Here is an 18680-nt window from a genome sequence, read left to right as displayed (position 1 = left end):
ACCGCCGGGGCGCGCCGGATGCGGTGTGGTGGAGGCTCAGACCGTCAGGAGCGTGCCCGGATGACCCAGCCCACGACCGCCCCTTCGACCGCCCGGTTGCTGGCGACGCCCGGTGCCCTGGGCCTGGCCGACCTCGTCGGGATCTTCGACGACCTGCAGTTCGCGCTCAAGTGCTGCGAACGCCTCGTCGCCGAGCTGGAACGGCCACCGGGCCGGCTGGACGCCGTGCTGGTCGAGTCGCTGTGGGTGTCCGCGCTGAACTCGTACGCGCGCTGCTTCCGCACCGGCGACCGGGGCATGGGCCTGACCGTGGAGGACGTCAAGGCCACCGAAGTGCCGGGTGAGGTCGCCGAATGGCACGAGCTGCTCGGCCGGATCCGCGACTTCGCGATCGACGGCGCGACCAACCCGCGTGAGGACTACTCGGTCGGCGTCTCACAATCCGAGTCCGGTCAGGCCGCGGGGATCGTCATCACGTCGGCCGTCCGGCCGCTGGTGGACGACGTCACGGTCCGCCAGACCGGCCGGCTGGCCTTCGAGCTGAGCCGGCTGGTCGACGAGCGGATCAAGGAGCAGCAGCAGAAGGTCTTCACGGCCGCCGAGCGGATGACGGCGGAGCAGCTCGCAGCGCTGCCGGCCATCGAAGTCGCGGTGGATCCGGCCACGGCGCCGTCTCAATAAGTCTCATAAGTCGTCTCACTAGTCCGCGTCCGGCAGGTGCCGGTAGATCGTCGCGCGGGAGACGCCCAGCGCCGTCGCGATGTCGGCCGCCGGGTGACCGGCGTCGTAGAGGCGGTGGGCCGCCTCCACCGTCTCGGGGCTCATCACGCTCGGCCTCCCCCGGCGGCCGCGTGACGCCGGCGGCGTGTCGAACAGCCGGGCGACGCCGTCCAGGATCGCGGCTCGCAGCTCGTCGATCGGGGCGTCGGCGAACAGGACCACCGGGTCGCTGAGCATCGCGATCGCCTGTGCCGCGCGGACCCGCGCCGCCAGGTCCGCGGCCGGGCCCGCGACCAGCACGTTCGCCTTCAGCATGCCGTCGCGGAAGCGCTCGAACACCGCCTTCGACGCCGTCAGACCGAGGTCCCGCAGGTTCATCCGCAGCAGGTAGCGGTGGCTCAGCCACACATCGAGGACCCCTTCGATCGCCGCGGCGCGCGGGTCGGTGGCGGCCTCGGCCTTGTCCATCGTCGCCTCGAGGTCGTCGAGCAGCGGCTCGGCCAGCGCCGTCACGATGTCGGCCTTGCCGGGGAAGTGGTAGAGCACCGCGGTCTTGGTCACGCCGACGCGTTCGGCCAGCTCACGCACCGACGTCGCGTGGTAGCCGTGCTCCGAGAACTCCGCCAGCGCGGCGCGCAGGATCCGGGCGCGGGTCTCGGCCTCCGTCATCGCCCGAGCCTAGCCGCTTGCCTGACCGTCGGACAGTGGCGTACCTTCGGGACTGACCGATGGTCAGGAACATCATCCAGGGGGTCCACCATGAACGAGCAGACGGTACTGATCTCCGGCGCCGGCGTCGCCGGGCCGACACTGGCCTACTGGCTGGCCCGCGCGGGCTACCGGCCGACCGTCGTCGAACGCGCCAAGGGGCTGCGGTCGAGCGGCAGCCCGGTCGACGTCCGCGGCCCCGCCACCCACGTCGCGGCCGAAATGGGCCTCACCGGGAAGCTGCGCGAAGCGAGCACCGACGTCACGGCGTTGAAGTTCGTGGACGACGCGGGCCGGCGCACCGGCCGGGTGGCCATGAGCGTGCTGGGCAGCGGCGACGACGTCGAGCTGTCGCGCACGGACCTCGCGGCGATCCTTTATGAGACGGCGGCGGACCGCGCCGAGTTCGTCTTCCACGACTCGATCACCGAGCTGCGCCAGGACGACGGCGGCATCGACGTCACCTTCGAGCGGGGCGCGCCGCGGCGGTTCGACCTGGTGATCGGCGCCGACGGCCTGCACTCGGGCGTGCGGCGGCTGGCGTTCGGGCCGGAGCACGCGTTCGTCGAGCACATGGGCGTCTACATCGCGACGCTGCCGCTGGCCGAGCCGCCGGCCGACCGCACCGAGCTGGTCATGTACAACTCGCCGGGCCGCGCGGTCGCCGTCCACCCGTCGCGCGGCCACGCGATCGCCGCGTTCATGTTCCGCGGCGCCGAGGTGCCGGGCTTCGACTACCGGAACACCGCGCTGCACAAGGAAATGCTCGCCGAGGCGTACGCCGGCGCGGGCTGGCGCGTCCCCGAGCTGCTGGCGCAGGTGCGCGACGCGGACGACCTCTACTTCGACTCGGTGAGCCGCGTCCGGATGGACAGCTGGGCGGCGGGCCGGATCGTCCTGGCGGGCGACGCGGCCTCGTGCGTCTCCCTCTTCGGCGACGGCTCGACGCTGGCGATGGCGGGCGCGTACACGCTGTCGCAGGAGCTGGGCCGGACGCCCGGGGATCCGGCGGCGGCGTTCCGGCGGTACGAAGCCGAGCACCGCAAGCTGGTGGAACCCAAGCAGCGCACCGTCTCGGCGGCCGCGGCCATGCTGATCCCGGCGACGCGCCGAGGCTTGGTGGCCCGCAACCTCGGCACGCGCTTGATGCCGCTGGTGTCCGCGGCCCGCCGGCTCGTACCCGCGCGGGCGGCGTAGCGCACGCGACGGTCGCGCCCCGCCCCGCCCCGAGCCCGGCCACGCCGCCCGGCCCGGCTCGGCCCGGCCCGGCTCGGTTCGGGTTCCGCTCGGTTCCGCTCGGCTCGGTTCCGCTCGGTTCCGCCCTGTCCGGCCCGGTTCGGCTCGGTTCGGTTCGGCTCGGTTCGGCTCGGTTCCGCTCGGTTCCGCCCGGTTCGGCCCGGTTCGGTTCGGTTCGGTTCGGTTCGGTTCGGTTCGGTTCGGCTCGGTTCGGCTCGGTTCCGCTCGGTTCCGCTCGGTTCCGCCCTGTCCGGCCCGGTTCGGCCCGGTTCGGCCCGGTTCGGTTCGGTTCGGTTCGGTTCGGTTCCGCCCGTTCCGCTCGGCCCGGCCCAGCCGAGGCCGGCCCGGCTCCGGATGAGGCCAGTGCCCAGCCTCCGACGGCGACGGGTTCGCGCCGTCCGAACCGGCAGGCCGCTCCAGACAGGCGTCAGCCGCGCAGCATCGGTGGGTAGAGCAGCTCCGCCTTGCCCCGCCGGTACAGCTGGGCCGGGCGGCCGCCGTCGCGGGTGGTCGTCCGGCCCGTCGGTTCCAGGAGCCCGTCCGCGCCCGTCACCTTGCGGTGGAAGTTGCGGGGGTCGAGGCGGGTGTCCCAGACCAGCTCGTACACCCGGCGCAGCTCCGCGACCGTGAACTCCGGCGGGCAGAACGCCGTCGCCAGCGGTGAGTACTCCAGCTTCGCGCGGGCGCGCTCCAGGCCGTCGGCGAGGATCCGGTCGTGGTCGAACGCCAGGCTTTCGCCCGCCAGGGAGCGGACCGGGGCCCAGCGCGCGTCCGCCGCGTCGGTGCCCGCGCGCGGGGTCGGGAGGTCCGGGGCCAGCGCCAGGTAGGCCACCGTGACGACGCGCATCCGCGGGTCGCGGTCCGGGGCGCCGTAGCCGGCGAGCTGTTCGATGTGGACGGTGCCCGGCGCCAGGCCCGTCTCCTCCGCCAGTTCGCGGCGGGCCGCCTCCTCCAAGTCCTCGTCCGCGCGGACGAAGCCGCCGGGCAGCGCCCAGCCGCCGAGGAACGGCGCCACTCCCCTGCGGACCAGGAGGGCGCACAGCTCGTCCCCGGTCAGGGTGAGCACGACGAGGTCTGCGGTGACGGCGAACGGTGGGTGACCCATGCCACCACCCTAGCCGGTAATCGTCAGCTTGACGATTAGGCCGTCCGCCCCATATCGTCAGGCCGACGATAAGAGGAGGTCCTCATGGCCGACATCAACCGCCGGTTCGGGTTCCGGCACCTGCGCGGCGCCCCGACCGTGCACATCCGCCACTACCGCCGCGGCAAGCTCGCGCACGACGGGCTCGGGCTGTCGTTCTGGTACCGGCCGCTCACGGCGGTCGTCTCGGAGGTCCCGGTCGACGACCGCGAGCTGCCGCTGCTGTTCCACGCCCGCACGGCCGACTTCCAGGACGTCACCGTGCAGCTCGCGCTGACCTTCCGGATCGTGGACCCGGCGCTGGCCGCGCAGCGGATCGACTTCTCGATCGACCCCGACACCGGGCGCTGGAGAAGCGACCCGCTGGCCCAGATCAGCGGGCTGCTCACCGAGAACGTCCAGCAGTACGCGGTCGAGGTGCTCACCCGCACTCCCCTGGCCACCGCGCTCGTCGACGGCGTCGGCGCGGTCCGCGACCGGATCCGCGCCGCGCTCGCCGACGAGGACACCCGCCTGTCGCAGACCGGCTCGGCGGTGCTCGACGTCCGCGTCGTCTCCATCCGCGCCGAGCCGGAGGTCGAGAAGGCCCTGCAGACGACGGCGCGTGAGAAGGTGCAGCAGGAGGCCGACCGGGCGACGTTCGAGCGGCGCGCGCTGGCCGTCGAGCGCGAGCGGGCGATCAGCGAGAACGAGCTGCAGAGCCAGATCGAGCTGGCCCGCCGCGAGGAGCAGCTGCTCGCCCAGCGCGGCGCGAACGCCCGGCGTCAGGCCGAAGAGGCCGCGCAGGCGAACCGGATCGACACCGAGGCGCAGGCGTCGCGGGAAGAGCGGCTGACGCAGGTGAAGGCCGACGGCCAGCGCGCGCTCGGCGAGGCCGCGGCGGCCGGCGAGGCGGCCCGGCTCGCGGCGTACCGCGACCTGCCCGAAGGCGTGCTCACCGGGCTGGCGCTCAAGGAGCTGGCCGGGAACCTGCCGAGGATCGACAGCCTGGTGCTCACGCCGGACCTGTTGACGCCGCTGCTGACCAAGCTCGGCGTGCGGTCGTGAGCCTCGCCCCGCGCGTGGTGCTGGTGCACCGGCGCACCGAGCTCGACGAGCTGCTCGCCCGGCACGGCACCCGCGGCCAGGCCGAGTTCTTCCTGCGCACGCGCGGCCGTGACCTCGCCGAGGTGACGGAGGCGGACGCCGCAGTACGCACGGCGCTCGCCGCGGCGTCGGCGGCGATCCCGCTCGACTGGCGCCGCGGCGAGGTCGAACGCGGCGACCTCTCGCGGTTCCTGTTCACCCCCGAGGACGTCGTCGTGGTGGTCGGCCAGGACGGGCTGGTCGCCAACGTCGCCAAGTACCTCGACGGCCAGCCGGTCGTCGGGATCGCGCCGGGCGCGCCCGGGGTGCTGGTGCGGCACCCGGCCGCCGCGGTCGCGGACCTGGTGCGCGCCACCGGGGACGTCGAGCAGCGGACGATGGCCGAGTTCACCGCGGACGACGGCCAGCGGCTGCTGGCGCTCAACGAGATCTACCTCGGCCACGCCGGGCACCAGACGGCCCGCTACCGGCTGGGGGTCGGTGGCGGGGCGGCGGAACGCCAGGCGTCGTCGGGCATCCTGGTCGGCACGGGCACGGGCGCGACGGGCTGGTGCGGCTCGGTGTGGCAGGAACGCCGCAGCCCGCTGCGCCTGCCCGCGCCCGGCGAGGCGCGGCTGGTCTGGTTCGTGCGGGAGGCGTGGCCGTCGCCGACGACCGGGACGTCGTACACCGAAGGCGAGCTGACGTCGGCGCCACTGACGGTCGAGGTCGAGTCGGACCGCCTGGTCGCGTTCGGCGACGGCCTCGAGACGGACAGCGTCACCCTCACCCGCGGCCAGAGCGCGAGGTTCGTCCCGGCCGCGAAGACCGTCCACTTGGTCCGGTGATCTTCTGGGACACGATGCGGCAACGTTGTCACATTCCCCAGCCACGCCAGCCAGAATGATCTCCTCCCCGACTAGCGGAGGTGGACCGGGATGACGTGGGTGGTGTGGGTGGTCGCCGCGGCGGTGGTCGTCGCCGCCGGGGCCGGGGTGGTCGCCGTGCCGCGGCTGCGGGACCGGGACCTGCGCCGGCGGACCGCCTGGTCGGCCGCGCGGGCCGCGATCGACAGCGCCGCCGTGAGCCGCGACGCCGCGACGACGTCCCAGCCGGAAGCCGAGCAGCTCCTCGCCCGCGCCGAGACCCTCGCCGCCGCGCACGGCGGGCCGCGGGCGGCCGAGTCGGCCCACGACCACGCCGTCCGGGCCGACGAACTCTGGCGGGCCGCCCGTGACTGAGCCGACTGTGCCGAAGCAGCCCGTGGCCCAGCGGTGGCCGGACCGGCTGCGGTGGATCCTGCTCGCCGTGGCCGTCGTCGTGCTGGTGGCGTTCCTCCTGGTGCAGAAGCAGAGCACCCAGGTCAGCTACGGCCAGGCGCCCGCCGGCGCCGACCCGATCCCGGAGGGCTCCGCCGGCGAGCTGAGCGGCGCGACCATCCCGTCCACCGAGCAGCTGACGGCGATGGTCAAGGCCGCTCCCGTCGTGCGGCTGCCCGGCTCGATCGCGACCTGGGACGACCAGGCCGTGAAGGCCGCGACCGGCAGCGCCGGGGCCCGGATCCTCGTCGCGCCGCCCGGGCTCAAGAAGGACGACAGCGCCCGGCTGCGGGACGTCGACGACGCGACCGTCCGCGTCATCGGCACCGAGGTCAGCGGCGGTGTCCTCCAGGCCTCGGCCGACCGCGCGGGCGAGTGGATCCGGCAGTTCGCCACCGGCGACGTCACCGAGTCGCTGACCACCCTGGTCGCCCACCTCAACCACCAGCCGGACGCGCCCGACCAGCCCGCGCTCGCCCGGCGCGACCCGACCGCCGGCGAACTGACCGCGGCCACCGCGGCGCTCGAGGACACCGGCCGGTTCGTCGCGCCGGGAGCGACGATGAAGGACGTCCCCGCGTCGACGGCGGCGTTCCCCGGCGCCCAGCCGCTGTACGTCGCGTTGCCGCAGCAGCCGGCCGGTCAGCCGCTGATCCACTACGGCCCGGCGCTCGCGAAGGAGTTCCCCGGCCGCCCGATCGTCGCGGTGTACGGCTCGTGGGTGGAGTACGACGGGCCGTCGGCCGCCGCGTTCGCCGACGTCGCCACCGCCAGTTTCTACGGCCAGTTCGGCGACCGGCTCAGCGCGTACGCCTACCCCCAGCGCAACGTCCTGGGCGCCTGGCTCGACCGGGTCACGGCCATCCGCTACGCCGGGCTGTTCGACCGCCCGCTGCCCTACGTGCCGTTCGACCCCGTCCGCGTCGCGCTGCCCGCGCTGCCGTGGCTCTTCGCCGCCTGCGCGGTCGGGTTCCTCGCCCTGTCGGCGCGCAAGGTGCTGCGGCCCGGCCGGCCCGGCACCGGGGTCGGCGTACCCGCCCGGCTCGCCGGGCTGACCGCACTGGCCGTGGAGATCTCGGGCCTCACCGGCGGCGCGTCGGACGCATCGCTCACCCGCGGGATCACCCAGCTGACGGCGGCCCGCGAAGCGTTCGACCAGAAGCTGCCGGACAAGCACGTGCACGGTCTGCTCGACGCGGCCGAGTCCGATTTGGACACGACCGCCGAGCTGCTGGGCCGCGCGGACTACCGGCCGGCCGCGTTCCTGCAGGGGAGGCTCGCGTGAAACGGTTCTTCCGCAGCGCGTTCGGCGTCGCGGTCCTCGGCTGCCTGGTCCTGGCGAGCTGGGCGGTGTGGTCGGCGGGCGTGTTCGACTCGCCCGTCGCCCGGCAGCTGCGGACGTCGTCGGTGTACGCCGCGCCCGGCGTCGCGATCGACCAGGCGGCCGCGGAACGCGTGGTCGGCAACCGGCGGCTGACCGTCGCGTTCCTCGAGCCGGGCACCGACCTGAGCGACGCGTGCGACAGCGTGTCCGGCGCGGCCGACGGCACCCTCGCCCTGATGCTCAGCCGCGACGGCGACGACTTCGAGAAGTACGGCTGCTCCCAGCTGCCCGGCAAGGACGACGAGAACTTCGGCAAGGCGTTCGTCGCGGAGTCGATGATCGGCAACGGCATCGACGCCTTCACGAACAACCCCATCGACGCGCTGAAGGTGGCGGTCGTCAACTACGACCTGCTGGTCCGCTCCGGCGCGATCCCCGACGGCGGCCGCACGGTCAGCCCGTCCCTGCCGCGCTACCTCGTCGCGGTGGCCGCGATCGCGGCCGTGCTCCTGGGTGCGGCCGCGCTCTACCTGGCCGCCCGCCGGACCGCCCGCACGGCGCTGGCCCGTCAGGAACGCCGTGACGCCGAAGCGGACGCGCGAACCGAACTGTCGGCGGCCGCCGCGGTCCTGGCCCAGGAGATCATCGACCTGGACAAGCGGTACGGGCGGGAGAAGGCCAAGAGCAAGTTCGTCCGCGGCTACCGGAGTCTCGTGTCGGACTACGCGAACCTGCTACCGGACCTCGGTCAGGAGACGCCCGAGCTGCGGGCCCGGGTCGAGAAGCTGCTGACCCGGGCCCGGAAGCTGGCCGCTCAGGTGCCGTAACGGGCCTTGACGACCGACGGCGTGTCGAGGTTGTGGCCCGCGTCGATGTTCTGCGCGAGCCGGAGGTACTGGCCCTCGGCCCACATCAGCGGGCCCGCGCTGCCGGTCGGGCGGCCGAGGCCGAAGCAGCCGACGTCGGCGCGGTCCCAGACCTGCTCGGGGACGAAGTAGCCGTCGTTGGCCGAGTCCGCCATCGACTTGAGGTACACCGCCGCCGAGCGGCCGTTGGCCAGCTCGTACTGGCCGCGCTCCCCCGACAGCACCGGCCACAGCCGCCCGAACCGCTGCGCGCCGCCCGCGGGCCAGCCACTGCAGTTCGCCGTGCTCTCGCCGTAGTTGTCGTGCGCGTACCGGTGGAAGTAGATGTCACCGTTGGGCAGCGTCACCTGCACCGTCGAGTTGCCGTCGGACGCCGCGGCGGTCGGGGCGACCGAGTTCGCGATCGTGGTGTCGGTCGCCGAGCGGATGCCGAGGCGGACCAGGTCGAGGAACCCGAAGTCCGTGACGTCGTGTTCGTAGAAGCAGCCTTCGTCGAAGCATATCGTGCCCGTGTCGTTCGGGTTGCCGCTGCGGTCGAGGCGTTCGTAGTAGGTGTGGCCGCCCCAGTAACCGGACGTCGTGACCGTCCAGCCCGCCAGGGAGTTGCGCCAGGAGTCCGCGGTGGACTCCCACGACGTCGCGCTCGCGGTGTCGCCGTTGGCCCGGGCGATCGCGCCCGCGGCGACAAGCCCGGCGATCTCGGCCGCGATCGACGACGGCGACTTGCCGTACTGCTCCTCCCACCGCTCGGTGGTGTCCGGGCCGGTCGCGACGATGTGGTTCGCCGTCGTCTTGACCTTGGCGTAGGTCGAGGCGTCGGTGACGCCGGTCAGCCACGCCAGCAGGATCGCGTCGGCGTCCTGGTCGAGCTGCTCGCAGCAGCCGAGCTGCTGCGCACTGGCGCCGGCGACACCGGAAACCGGGCTGTAGCGCGGGAACGAACCGGCCGGGTACGTCACGCCGTCACCCGCGGTCGGGCTGCCGATCCACTGGGAGTTCCAGAGGAACTGCGCCATCCGCTTGGCCTGCGCGGCGTCGCCGGCGGCGAGCAGGCCGGTCGCCTGCTGGTAGAGGTCACGGCCCCAGACGCGGTGGTAGCCGTCGTTGAGCTGGTCGCCGTTGGTGTAGTCGCCCCACGGCGTCGCCAGGCCCGCGACGCTCGCGCCCGGGTGCTGCTTGTCCTCGGCGGTCTTGAGCGCCATCGCCGCGACGTAGTAGGCGCGACGGCGCTGGGTGTCCCCGGAAACGCTGGCGGGAGCGGGTTTCAAGCTGCCGACGTAGGTGTTCCACCCGGAGCGGTAGCTCGCTGCGATGGTGTTGAACCCGCTGCTCAGCGACCCGCTCGCGGCCGACGTCGCGGCGGCCGCGGTGCCACCGTAGCCGAGCGCGACGGTGAACGTGGTGTCCGCGCCGACCGGGATCTGTCCACATTGGACGACGTTGCCGGTGCCCGAGATGGTGTCGAACTGGTTGTTGAGGGTCTTGTCGGCGCGCAGGTCGGTCAGGCAGTCGCTGCCGGCGCCGGTGTAGCCGTTGTCGTGCGCGGTGAAGCCGGTCGAGACGCGAAGTGCGGAGACGACGGTGGTGGCCGCGCCGCCGAAGAGCGTCTCGGTGCCACTGGCGAGGAGGCCGCTGCCGTCCCACCAGGCGTTGTCGTGGGCGCCGCCGCCGGCCATCGACGGGTTGGCCAGCAGGTAGAGCCGGTAGCTGCCGCCGTCGAGGGACTGGAACCGGGTGTTGGTGACGAGCGTGGCGCGGGCCGGGTCGGTGACGTAGTCGGTGGTGATCCGGTACTTCCCGCTCTTGGCGGTGTTGGTGACGGTGTACTGCAACGCCTTCTCGTCCGGCATGGTGACGACGTGGTTCGTGTTGTCGCGTTCCAGGTCGACGAAGCTCGACCCGTCGGTGATCACGAATTGGCGATCCTGCATGTTCGGGACGTCGGCACGCGGGTAGAACACCTCCGACGTGACGCCGTTCGCCACGGTGAACCACACCGGGCTCGCGCTGGTCGTCGAGGTGCCGAGGGCGGATTTGTTGCCCGTGGCCCAGGACGCACCACCGCCGCAGCAGTCCGTCGCCGTGCCGCTCGCCAGCGCTGTGCCGGGCAGTGCGCCGGCGAGCAGAACGCTCGCTCCGGCGCAGGCCAGGACCGCTTTCCAGCTGATCATCGGGACCCTCCGACGTCGTTGTCGCAATATGTTGCGGGCCGCAACATATTGGGCCACGGAGCGATGACAGGCAATGTCCGTTAGTTCTGAACCGATCCAGCCCTCAGGCGTCGGCGATGCGGGCCAGCCACTCGGACAGCAGGACCCGCTCGGCGTCGGTCAACGCCGTCGTCCCGGCCAGCCCCGCCCGCAGCGCGATCGCCCGGCCCGGGAGGTCGTCCGCGCCCGACGGCGTCGACTCCTCCGTCAGGATCCGGGCCAGGACCGTCTCGCGGGCCGTCGCCGACAGGTCGGCGTCGCGTTCTTCCACAGGCGTCGCGATCTGGTTCAGCACCACGCCCATGCCGGTCGCGTGGACCAGCCGTGCCGCGCGCTCGACGCTCACCCGCAGCCGGCCCGCTTCGGCGACTCGCGTGACGATGGTGTGCAGCATCGCCTCCGCCTCGCGGGCCGCCGGGGAGGTGCGGCCCGGGCGGGCGTCGCCGTACATCAGGACGTAGAACTCCGGGCGGGACAAGCCGAACTCGATGTGGAGGTCCCAGCCACGCCGGAGGTCCTCGACCGCGTCGCCGGTCGAGCCCAGTTCGCGCTTGCTCGTCAGGTACTCGTCGAAGCCGTACGCCGCGACCGCGTCCAGGAGGCCGTCCTTGTCGCCGAACAGCCGGTACAGCGCCGGCGGCTGGACGCCCGCCGCGGCACTCACCGCTCGGGTCGACAAACCGTCGCGGCCCTCGGCGACCAGCAGGGCCGCCGCCGCCTCGAGGATCCGCTCGCGGGTGTCCGCCGCCGTCTTCGTCGCCATGGTTCCGATGATAACAAAATCGGCGTAACGGCTGTTCAGAGCCGGTCGACCGCGACCCGGTGGGCCAACCGCCGCAGCAGCGCGAAGGCGTCGGCCATGCAGCGGGCCGGGTCGGGTTCGAGGTCCGTCAGCGCGTACGCGGCCGAAATGCCCGCGCCCGAAAGCTCCTCAGTGGACAGTTGGCAACGCCCGGCGACCGCGACGCACGGGATGCCCTTGTCCGCCGCGGCCCGCGCGACGCCCGCCGGGGCCTTGCCCGACAGCGTCTGCCGGTCCAGCGACCCCTCGCCGGTGACGACCAGCGACGCTCCGGCCAGGGCATCGTCGAAGCCGAGAAGGTCCAGCAGCAACCCGATGCCCGGGCGCATCCGGGCGCCGAGCACCGCCATCGCGGCGAACCCCACTCCCCCGGCCGCGCCCGCGCCCGGGCGGCCGGCGAACTCCGGGCCGGCGTGGGACGCCCAGTGCCGCAGCGCCTCCTCGAGCACCTCGACGTCGTCGGCCGTGGCACCTTTCTGGGGCCCGTAGACCACAGCGGCACCGTTGCGGCCGAACAACGGGTTGTCGACGTCGCTCGCCAGCTCGATGTCCACTTCGGACAACCGCGGGTCCAGACCGGACAGGTCGAGCGCGGCGAGCCGGCTCAGGGCCGCCCCGCCGGGCGGCAGCTCACGGCCCGCACCGTCCAGGAGCCGGGCGCCCAGGACCGCCAGCATCCCGGCGCCGCCGTCGGTGCAGGCGCTGCCGCCGACGCCGAGGACGATCCGGCGGCACCCCGCGCGCAGGGCGGCCGCGATGACGTCGCCGGTGCCCGCGCTGGTGGCGTCGAGCGGCGCCGGCGCGCCGGGCAGGCGGTGCAGCCCGGACGCCTCAGCCAGTTCCACGACGGCGGTGTCACCGCGCACCGCGTAACACGCCGTCAGCGGCCAGCCGGTCGGCCCGCGCGCCGGCACCCGCACCCGGCGGAAGCCGGCGGCGACGACCGCGTCGACCGTGCCGTCACCGCCGTCCGCCACCGGGAGGCACCGCACCGCGAGCGCTGGGTGGACGTCGGCGAGGCCCTGGGCCACCGCCGACGCCACCTCGGCCGCGGTCAGCGACCCCTTGAACTTGTCGGGCGCGACCAGGACCCTCACGCGCTCGCCTTGTACGCCCGCCAGTCGCCGACCTCGGTGATGTCCCGCAGGGCGACGTGCGAGGTGTAGGGCCGCCGCAGCAGCATCGCGAACGCCGAGCTGCCGTCGGCCAGCTCCACCACACCCAGCTCCAGCTCGTGCGGTTCGGACGGGAGTACCTTGTCCCGCAACGTGTCCAGCGAGACGTCGTACACCTCGCCGGTCACCGCCGCGCCGCCGTGCGACACCGGGTACAGCGCCGGGCACTGCTCGCCGACGGCGTAGAACCGGTACTTCGGCGCGGTCTTGGCGCTCGTCACGAACGGCGAGCCGTCGAGCAGGTGGTGCAGCGGCTCGCCACGCATGGCGCCGCCGTTGAAGAACATCAAGGCCACCGGGAACTCCTAACGGAAGAGGGCTTCGACGCCATCGACGGCGAAGTACACCGCGAACACCAGGGCCAGCAGCGAAAGCAGCCAGCCGGCTTCGCGCCACTTGCCGCGGCCGATCTTGATCAGCACGAACGCGATCAGGCCGGCGCCGACGCCGTTGGTGATCGAGTAGGTGAACGGGATCAGGGCCGCGGTCAGGAACACCGGGATCGTGTAGTCCGGGTCGTGCCACGGGATGTTGCGGCACTGCGCGACCATCATGCCGCCGATGACGACCAGCGCGGGCGCCGCGGCCTGGGCCGGGACGACCCCGGCGAGCGGGGTGAACAGCAGCGTCCCAGCGAACAGCAGGCCGGTGACGACGCTGGCGAGGCCCGTCCGGGCGCCCTCCCCGACGCCGGCCGCGGACTCCAGGAACACCGTGTTCGGCGACGAGCCGGTGACGCCGCCGGCGATCGCGCCCGCGCCGTCGACCAGCAGGATCCGGCCCATCCGGGGCACCTTGCCGTTCTTCGACAGGCCGGCCTCGTCGGAGACGCTGGTGATCGTGCCCATCGCGTCGAAGAACCCGGACAGCACCAGCGTGAACAGGAAGACCGTGGCCGCGAGCGCACCCGCCGAGGCGAACCCGCCGAACAGGTCGATGTGGCCGAACAACCCGAAGTCCGGCGCCGCGACGACGTGGTCGGGCAGTGCCGGGGAGGTGAGGCCCCAGCCGCCGACGCCGAACCCCTCGTGCAGCACGACGGCGAACACCGTCGCCACGCCGATGCTGATCAGCACCGCGCCCGGGACCTTGCGCGCCATCAGCACGATCATCAGCAGCAGACCGAAGCAGAACACCACGATCGGCCAGCCGTGCAGGTGCCCGCTCGCCCCGAGGCGCACCGGGACGGTCGTCTCCGCCGCGTCCGGCACCCGGGTCACGAACCCGGCGCTGACCAGGCCGACCAGCGCGATGTAGAGCCCGATGCCGACGGTGATCGCGGTCTTGAGCGGCCGCGGGATGGCGTTCATGATCCGTTCGCGGACGCCGCTGACGGCCATCAGCACGATGCAGACGCCTTCGAGCACGACCAGCCCGAACGCCTGGGGCCAGGTCATCGTCGGCGCCATCTGGAACGCGACGATGCCGTTGATGCCGAGGCCGGCGGCCAGCGCGAGGGGCGCGTTGCCGACGACGCCCATCAGGATCGTCATCACGGCGGCGGCCAGCGCGGTCGCCGTCGTGACCTGCGCGGCGGACAGCCGGGCGCCGGTGATGTCGGTGGCGGCGCCGAGGATGAGCGGGTTAAGCAGCACGATGTACGCCATCGCGACGAACGTCGTGAGGCCGCCGCGGACTTCGCGGCCGATCGTGCTCTGCCGGGCGCGGATCTCGAACAGCCGGTCCAGCAGTGTCCTGCGGCCGGGTGGCGGTTCGGGTACTTCGTCGCGTACGGGGTCCTGGATTTCTGCCTGGGTCATGCGTCCTGCCCTTGCCGGTGGGTGTGCTCGGCCAGGCCAAGGCACAACACCGTGCCTGGGCGAGCGGGACGATCTCTTCGGGAATGCTCCGGTCAGCTGGCCTTGTGGGTCAGTAAGCGGTGAGGTCAGTAGTCGGTGCGGTCGCTCTTGTCGAGCCAGGCCGCGAAAGGCGCGAAACCGTCCGTTGTGGACAGCCGGGTCACGGGGACCGTCCAGGTCTCCCGAGGACGGTCGAAGAGTTCGTAGAACACGCGGTCGTCGAAGCCGGCCCGGGCCGCGTCGTCGCGGTCGGCGGCGTAGAGGACCTTGTCGACGCGCGCCCACAGCGCCGACGACAGGCACATCGGGCACGGCTCGCAGCTGGAGACGAGCACGCAGCCGTCCAGCTTGAACACGCCCAGCGCCTGGCAGGCCGCGCGGATGGCGACGACCTCGGCGTGCGCGGTCGGGTCGAGGTTCGCGGTGACGCGGTTGACGCCGGTCGAGACGATCTCGCCGTCCCGCACGATCAGCGCGCCGAACGGGCCGCCGCCGTTCGCGACGTTGGTCTCCGCGATGCGGATGGCTTCCGCCAGCCACTCCTGCTCGGCGGAAATCGACGTGGTCATCTCAGACTCCAGTGATGTGTTCGGGGCGGATGGGGACGCGCGGCAGCTCGAGGCCGGTGGCCGCGCGGATGGCGTTGGCGATCGCCGGCGTGGCGGAGATCGTGGGTGGTTCGCCGACGCCGCGGACGCCGTAGGGCGCGTGCGGGTCGGGCCGTTCGAGGACGTCGACGCGCATCGGCGGCATGTCGAGGATGGTCGGGATCAGGTAGTCGGTGAACGACGGGTTCCGCACCTTCCCGTCCTTGACCAGGATCTCCTCCATCACCGCGAGCCCGAGGCCCTGGGCCGAGCCGCCCTGGATCTGGGCGACGACGGCGTCCGGGTTCATCGCCTTGCCGACGTCCTGGGCGCAGTCCAGCTGCACCACCTTGACCAGGCCGAGGTCCAGGTCGACGTCGACGACCGCGCGGTGGGCCGAGAAACCGTACTGCACGTGGGCGTCGCCCTGGCCGGTCTCCGGGTCGAGCGGGTAGGTCTTGCGGTGGTGGAACTCGCGGGTCTCCTCGATCGCGGTCTCCCCCAGCAGCTCGGCGAGGTCGGCGACCACCTCACCGTCGGCCGCGACAACCTTTCCGCCCGTCAGGGACATGCCTTCGGACGACAGGCCGAGCCGGGCGTACACCGCGTCGGCGACCGCGCGGCAGGCGTTGCGGACCGCGCCGCCGGTGACGTAGGTCTGGCGGGACGCCGAGCTGGAGCCCGCGTCGCCGACGCTCGTGTCGGCCGGGTGCACGCTCACCCGCGTCAGCCCCAGTTCGGTGCGGGCGATCTGCTGCTGCAGCGTCACCAGGCCCTGGCCGACCTCGGCGGCCGCGGTGTGCACCAGCGCGACCGGCTCGCCGCCGATCACCTCCAGCCGCACGCGGGCGGTCGAGTAGTCGTCGAGGCCCTCGGCGTAGGAGATGTTCTTGATCGTGACGCCGTAGCCGATGCCGCGCACGACGCCTTCGCCGTGGGTGGTGTTGGACGCGCCGCCGGGCAGGTCGCGGATGTCGCGTTCGCCCGTGGGCTCCGGCGGCAGCGGCAGGTCGCGGACCCGCTGGACCAGCTCGGCCACCGGTGCCGGGAAGTCGACCACCTGGCCGGTGACCACAGTGGACCCTTCGCTCAGCGCGTTGCGGATCCGCAGTTCGGCCGGGTCCAAACCGAGCGCGGCGGCCAGTTTGTCCATTTGGGACTCGTAGGCGTACGTCGGCTGCACCGCGCCGAGCCCGCGCATCGCGCCGCAGGTCGGGTTGTTGGTGTAGACGCCCCAGCCCTCGATGTGCGCGTTGGGCACGTCGTACGGACCGACGCTCAGTGTGGTGCCGTTGCCGACCACGACCGGGGTCTTCGACGCGTACGCACCGCCGTCGAAGTACATCTTCGCGCGGACGTAGACGAGCTTGCCGTCGCGGGTGGCGCCGTGCTCGTAGTACATCTTCGCCGGGTGGCGGTGGACGTGCCCGAAGAACGACTCCAGCCGGTTGTAGCTCATCTTCACCGGACGGCCGGTGCGCAGCGCGAGCATGCACGAGTGGATCTGCATCGACAGGTCCTCGCGGCCGCCGAACGCGCCGCCGACGCCCGACAGCGTCAGCCGCACCTTCTCCAGCGGCAGGCCGAGCGCCTTGGCTGTCTGCCGCTGATCGACGTGCAGCCACTGAGTGGCCAAGTAGAGGTCGACGCCGCCGTCCTCGGCCGGCACCGCGAGGCCCGACTCCGGGCCGAGGAACGCCTGGTCCTGCATGCCGATCTCGTAGACTCCGGAGACCACGACGTCGGCCGTCGCGGCCGGGTCGCCCTTGACGATCCGCTGGTGGCGGACCAGGTTCCCGCCGGGGTGCAGCTTCGGCAGGGTGTCGTCGTGCGCGGCCCGCTCGGGATCGGTGATGGGCTCGAGGACGTCGTACTCGACGACGATCTCCTTGAGCGCCTGCCGCGCGATCTCCGGGTGGTCCGCGGCCAGGATCGCGACCGGTTCGCCCTGGTAGCGGACCAGGTCGCCGGCCAGCGCCGGGGTGTCCTGGTACTTGAGGCCGTAGACGTTCTCGCCGGGTACGTCCTCATGGGTGAGCACCGCGTGCACGCCCGGCTGGGCCAGTGCGCGGGAGACGTCGAGGCGGACGATCCGGGCGTGCGGGTGCGGGCTGCGCAGGGTGGCGCCCCACAGCATGTCCTCGTGCCACAGGTCGGAGGAGTAGGCGAACTCGCCGCGCACCTTGAGCGTGCCGTCCGGGCGCAGCGGGCTCTCGCCGATGCCGCCGGCGATCGTGTCCTGCAGCCCCTGCGGGGAGCGGGCCGGGGCGCTCATCGGAGCGCCTTCTTCGCGGCGGCGTCGCGGACCGCGTCCAGGATCTTCTCGTACCCGGTGCAGCGGCAGAGGTTCCCGGCCAGCGCCTCGCGGATCTCGACGTCGCTGGGGTCGGGGACGCGCTCGATCAGGTCGTGCGCGGCGACCAGCAGACCCGGCGTGCAGAAACCGCACTGGACGGCACCCTGCTCCACAAAGGACTCCTGGACCGGGTCGAGCGTGTCGCCCTCGGCGAGGCCTTCGACCGTGACGACGTCGCGGCCCTCGGCCTGCCCGGCCGCGACCAGGCAGGCGCAGGCGGGGACGCCGTCGACGTAGACCGTGCACGAGCCGCATTCGCCCTGCTCACAGGCGTTCTTCGAGCCCGGCAGGCCGAGCCGCTCGCGCAGCACGTAGAGCAGGCTTTCGCCTTCCCAGACGTTGTCCGCCCGGCGGGGTTCGCCGTTGACGGTGACGTTCACGCGCACTTCGCGCTCCCTTCGCAGTATTCGCCCCAGGCCCAGGTCAGGGTGCGCCGCGCCATCACGCTCAGGGCGTGACGCCGGTAGGCGGCGCTCCCCCGGACGTCGTCGATCGGCGAAGCCGCCGACGCGACCAGGTCGCCGAAGCGGCGTTTGACGGAGTCTGTCAGCGCTCGGGGTGAGTCCCAGTCCAGCTCACCGGCCAGGAACACTTCGGCGTCCAGGGCCCGCCGGGGTGTCGGCGCGGCCGAGCCGATACCGGTGCCGACCCGCTTTTCGGCGGGGTGCAGCGCCAGCCCGAAGGCGGCGACGGCGATGACCATCGCGTTGCGGGTGCCGATCTTGCTGAACTGCTGGGGCCCGGTGGCCGGTTCCAGCAGCACGCCCGTGATGAGCTCGTCCGGCTCCAGGACGTTCTTCTTGACCCCTACGTAGAAGTCCTTCGCCGCGACGATCCGGGTGCCGCGTACCGAGGCGATCTCGACCTCCGCGTCGGCCGCGAGCAACGCCGGGTGCGAGTCGCCCGCAGGCGAAGCTGCGCCGAGGTTGCCGCCCACGGAACCGCGGTTGCGGATCTGCGGCGAGCCGACGGTCCGCGACGCCATCGCGAGGCCGGGCAGCTGCGCACCCAGTTCGGTGATGATCCGGGTGTAGGGCACGGCGGCCCCGATCCGGATGCGGCCGCCGTCGGTGCCGTGCTCGTGCAGCTCGGCGACGCGGCCGAGGTCGAGCAGCGCTTCGGGACGGCGGTGGTCGAAGTTGATCTCGACCATCACGTCCGTGCCGCCGGCGAGGGGGACCGCGCCGGGGTTCGCGGCCTTCGCGGCGAGCGCGTCGGCCAGCGAGGCGGGTCGGAGGAATTCCACTGTGGACGTCCTTTCGGGGGTGCTTCGTGAAGAAGTACACACGCTCGGCTGTGGCCGGGACCACGGCAAAACCCCTGAAAGAGGGGTGAATTTCGGGCCCGCGTTTGTACTTTCCGACAAGCG

At 72.7% G+C, this 18680-nt stretch carries 18 protein-coding genes; 7 read left to right on the top strand and 11 right to left on the bottom strand.

The annotated features are described in order from the left end of the window. The first annotated feature begins 60 nt into the window (after window positions 1–60). Window positions 61–681, top strand: a complete 621-nt coding sequence (locus MUY22_RS36020) for a hypothetical protein (protein WP_247051636.1) — start codon at window positions 61–63, stop codon at window positions 679–681. An 18-nt stretch (window positions 682–699) separates the two neighbouring features. Here MUY22_RS36020 and MUY22_RS36015 read toward each other — a convergent pair whose 3' ends face one another. Next, window positions 700–1389, bottom strand: a complete 690-nt coding sequence (locus tag MUY22_RS36015; RefSeq protein WP_247051635.1) for a TetR family transcriptional regulator — start codon at window positions 1387–1389, stop codon at window positions 700–702. Between the two features lie 90 nt (window positions 1390–1479). On the opposite strand from MUY22_RS36015, the gene MUY22_RS36010 reads away from it, so the two are divergent. Continuing rightward, a complete protein-coding gene (locus tag MUY22_RS36010; RefSeq protein ID WP_247051634.1) occupies window positions 1480–2625 on the top strand; it encodes an FAD-dependent monooxygenase in 1146 nt (381 codons plus the stop codon). Between the two features lie 466 nt (window positions 2626–3091). On the opposite strand, the gene MUY22_RS36005 is transcribed toward MUY22_RS36010, so the two are convergent. After that, complete coding sequence (locus MUY22_RS36005) at window positions 3092–3769, bottom strand: NUDIX domain-containing protein (protein WP_247051633.1); 678 nt, start codon at window positions 3767–3769, stop codon at window positions 3092–3094. 84 nt (window positions 3770–3853) lie between these two features. Here MUY22_RS36005 and MUY22_RS36000 point away from each other — a divergent pair, with 84 nt between their 5' ends. From MUY22_RS36000 to MUY22_RS35980, 5 genes are all read left to right on the top strand, one after another. Beyond that, window positions 3854–4855, top strand: coding sequence for an SPFH domain-containing protein (locus MUY22_RS36000; protein ID WP_247051632.1), 1002 nt, complete (start codon window positions 3854–3856; stop codon window positions 4853–4855). After that, on the top strand, window positions 4852–5721 hold the full coding sequence (locus MUY22_RS35995; RefSeq protein WP_247051631.1) for a hypothetical protein: 870 nt from the start codon (window positions 4852–4854) through the stop codon (window positions 5719–5721). Before MUY22_RS36000 ends, MUY22_RS35995 begins: the two co-directional genes overlap by 4 nt. A 90-nt stretch (window positions 5722–5811) precedes the next feature. Next, window positions 5812–6114 carry a DUF6403 family protein gene (locus MUY22_RS35990; RefSeq protein ID WP_247051630.1) on the top strand — a complete coding sequence of 101 codons (303 nt, stop codon included), beginning with the start codon at window positions 5812–5814 and terminating at the stop codon, window positions 6112–6114. After that, entirely contained in the window at window positions 6107–7477 is a 1371-nt protein-coding gene (locus MUY22_RS35985; protein ID WP_247051629.1) for a hypothetical protein, read from the top strand. Before MUY22_RS35990 ends, MUY22_RS35985 begins: the two co-directional genes overlap by 8 nt. After that, complete coding sequence (locus MUY22_RS35980; RefSeq protein WP_247051628.1) at window positions 7474–8343, top strand: hypothetical protein; 870 nt, start codon at window positions 7474–7476, stop codon at window positions 8341–8343. The genes MUY22_RS35985 and MUY22_RS35980 overlap by 4 nt, the downstream gene beginning before the upstream one ends. Here the strand turns inward: MUY22_RS35980 and MUY22_RS35975 are convergent. The 9 genes from MUY22_RS35975 to MUY22_RS35935 form a co-directional block, all read right to left on the bottom strand. Continuing rightward, the gene (locus tag MUY22_RS35975) at window positions 8331–10553 is read right to left on the bottom strand and encodes a glycoside hydrolase family 15 protein (protein ID WP_247051627.1); all 2223 of its coding nucleotides are present in this window, start codon (window positions 10551–10553) and stop codon (window positions 8331–8333) included. The genes MUY22_RS35980 and MUY22_RS35975 overlap by 13 nt on opposite strands. A 103-nt stretch (window positions 10554–10656) precedes the next feature. Then, a complete protein-coding gene (locus MUY22_RS35970) occupies window positions 10657–11355 on the bottom strand; it encodes a TetR/AcrR family transcriptional regulator (RefSeq protein ID WP_247051626.1) in 699 nt (232 codons plus the stop codon). A gap of 35 nt (window positions 11356–11390) precedes the next feature. Further along, window positions 11391–12491: a glycerate kinase gene (locus MUY22_RS35965; RefSeq protein ID WP_247051625.1), complete on the bottom strand. Its 1101-nt coding sequence runs from the start codon at window positions 12489–12491 to the stop codon at window positions 11391–11393. After that, window positions 12488–12865 carry a gamma-glutamylcyclotransferase gene (locus tag MUY22_RS35960; RefSeq protein ID WP_247051624.1) on the bottom strand — a complete coding sequence of 126 codons (378 nt, stop codon included), beginning with the start codon at window positions 12863–12865 and terminating at the stop codon, window positions 12488–12490. The genes MUY22_RS35965 and MUY22_RS35960 overlap by 4 nt, the downstream gene beginning before the upstream one ends. 9 nt (window positions 12866–12874) lie before the next feature. Beyond that, a complete protein-coding gene (locus tag MUY22_RS35955) occupies window positions 12875–14329 on the bottom strand; it encodes an NCS2 family permease (RefSeq protein WP_247051623.1) in 1455 nt (484 codons plus the stop codon). Window positions 14330–14454: 125 nt separating this feature from the next. Next, window positions 14455–14937 (bottom strand): nucleoside deaminase, encoded by a 483-nt coding sequence (locus tag MUY22_RS35950; protein WP_247051622.1) that lies wholly within the window; start codon window positions 14935–14937, stop codon window positions 14455–14457. 1 nt (window position 14938) lies between these two features. Next, window positions 14939–17230 (bottom strand): xanthine dehydrogenase subunit D, encoded by a 2292-nt coding sequence (gene pucD / locus MUY22_RS35945; RefSeq protein WP_247051621.1) that lies wholly within the window; start codon window positions 17228–17230, stop codon window positions 14939–14941. Next, window positions 17227–17697 (bottom strand): (2Fe-2S)-binding protein, encoded by a 471-nt coding sequence (locus MUY22_RS35940; RefSeq protein ID WP_247051620.1) that lies wholly within the window; start codon window positions 17695–17697, stop codon window positions 17227–17229. The genes pucD and MUY22_RS35940 overlap by 4 nt, the downstream gene beginning before the upstream one ends. After that, window positions 17688–18557: a xanthine dehydrogenase family protein subunit M gene (locus MUY22_RS35935; protein ID WP_247051619.1), complete on the bottom strand. Its 870-nt coding sequence runs from the start codon at window positions 18555–18557 to the stop codon at window positions 17688–17690. Before MUY22_RS35935 ends, MUY22_RS35940 begins: the two co-directional genes overlap by 10 nt. Window positions 18558–18680 lie beyond the last annotated feature (123 nt).

It is taken from the genome of Amycolatopsis sp. WQ 127309, from assembly GCF_023023025.1.
In the GTDB taxonomy this organism is placed as follows: domain Bacteria; phylum Actinomycetota; class Actinomycetes; order Mycobacteriales; family Pseudonocardiaceae; genus Amycolatopsis.
This window is presented reverse-complemented; position numbering and strand designations above follow the sequence as displayed.